The following is a 1,707-nucleotide window of genomic DNA, read 5'->3' as shown; positions in this document are numbered from 1 at the left end:
GTCGACGACGATCCGGCACGCGTCGTCGTTCGGCGTGTCGAGCCCGAGGTGGTAGCGCAACGAGCCCGCATACGGATCGCGATGCAGCCCGAGCGTCCCGCCCGGCGGCAACTGCGCGAACATCGCCGCCTTGATCGACGGAATCCGCGACAGGATCTCGACCGAGCGCGGACACAACGCCTGCGCGGACGGATGCGGCGCGTCGTACCACTTCAGGTAGAAACGCTTCCAGCCGTGGCGAAAGAACGAATTGAAGCCGATGTCGTTGTACTCGCCCGACGCCTTGATCCGGCTCGCATCGCGCAACGCGAGCGCTTCGCGGCGGAACGTGCGCCATTCGCGCTGCAGCTCCGCGAGCTCCGGAAAGTGCTCCGTGTCGAGAAACGGCGTGGTCGGCACCGACGAGAACGCATACGAAAAGCAGTTCAGCGGTGCGGTAAAGGTCGAGTGGTCGGAGAGTTGCCTGAACAACCGGTGCCGAACCTTGCCGCGCCGATGCGTGTACACGACACACGCAATGAACACGATCAACAGGACCCAGCGCATCGATATTTCCCCCATAGCTCTTTTGAAGAAATTCTAGAGACGGGGAAAATTTCTTGCTCTGACGGTGAGATCGCATGTGTGGGTCTCGCAACGGACGAGATGGCCAATCGATCCGTGCCAAAACGCCGAAAAGCCCGTATATACGGGCTTTTCGAGCAATCTGCATGCATGCGCGACAGGCTACCGACGCACGCGCCGGCAGCGATTATTCCGGAAACGGCAAATCAGTTTGTCCGTCTGCGCGCATATCGAACGTGTTGAGCGTCATCGCCACGAGCGCGTAATAGCCGAGCAGCGCGACGAGATTCACGACGGTCTCGTGGCCGAAGCGCGCCTGTGCACGCGCGAACGTCGCATCGCTCACGCGGCGCGTGTCGTACAGCTCGGTGGCGAACGCATGGATCAGCGCATCGTCGTCCGATTCGAATACGGGCGCGACGCCGCGGCGGATCGCGTCGGCCGTTGCGGCCGGCACGCCGGCCTCGAGCGCGATCGGATGATGGATGTGCCACTCGGCCTGCGAGCGCCAGCGCGCGGCCGTCACGAGAATCGCGAGCTCCGACAGGCGCAGCGGCAGCCCCGTGCGATAGCGGCAGAACGCGCCGAGCTTCTGCGCGTGCTGGGCCAGCTCGGGGCTCGCGATCCAGCCGAGGAACGGCCCGTTCAGGTTGCCGCGCGGGCCGCTGAGGATGTCGGCGAGCACGGCCTTCTGTTCGTCGGTGGCCGATGCGGGGTCGAAGGGAGGCAGTCTGTCTGTCATGGTGAGGATTCGATGAGATCGGGGTTCATGCGCCGGCCGACGCGAGCGCCGCGCCGATCGCGCCGGACAGCCGCTCGACGATCGTGTCGATCTGCTGCGCGGTGCACACGAACGGCGGCGCGACCAGGATGTGGTCGCCGTGCACGCCGTCGATCGTGCCACCCATCGGATACACCATCAACCCCCGCTGCATCGCTTCGCGCTTGACCGCCGCATGCAGCTTCAACGCGGGGTCGAAGGTCGCCTTGGTGTCGCGATCGCGCACGAGCTCGACGCCGACGAACAGCCCGCGGCCGCGCACGTCGCCGACATGCGGATGCGTGCCGTAATGCTCGCGCAACGACGCACGCAGTTGCTCGCCGCGCGCCTTCACGTTGTCAAGCAGCTTGTCTTCGGCGATC

Annotated in this window: 3 protein-coding genes; all 3 read right to left on the bottom strand. The window is 65.1% G+C overall.

Going from position 1 to position 1,707, the window contains the following annotated elements:
- Window positions 1-546, bottom strand: a 546-nt coding sequence (locus tag JMF90_RS36025) for an aspartyl/asparaginyl beta-hydroxylase domain-containing protein (RefSeq protein WP_201326246.1), incomplete at its 3' end; no start/stop codon positions are given.
- Window positions 547-751: 205 nt separating this feature from the next.
- A complete protein-coding gene (locus JMF90_RS36020; protein WP_011547977.1) occupies window positions 752-1,306 on the bottom strand; it encodes a carboxymuconolactone decarboxylase family protein in 555 nt (184 codons plus the stop codon).
- A 25-nt stretch (window positions 1,307-1,331) separates the two neighbouring features.
- Window positions 1,332-1,707, bottom strand: a 376-nt coding sequence (locus JMF90_RS36015; protein WP_201326245.1) for an aminotransferase class III-fold pyridoxal phosphate-dependent enzyme, incomplete at its 5' end; no start/stop codon positions are given.

Source organism: Burkholderia sp. E168m23 (assembly GCF_016586125.1).
Lineage (GTDB): Bacteria > Pseudomonadota > Gammaproteobacteria > Burkholderiales > Burkholderiaceae > Burkholderia > Burkholderia orbicola.
This window is presented reverse-complemented; position numbering and strand designations above follow the sequence as displayed.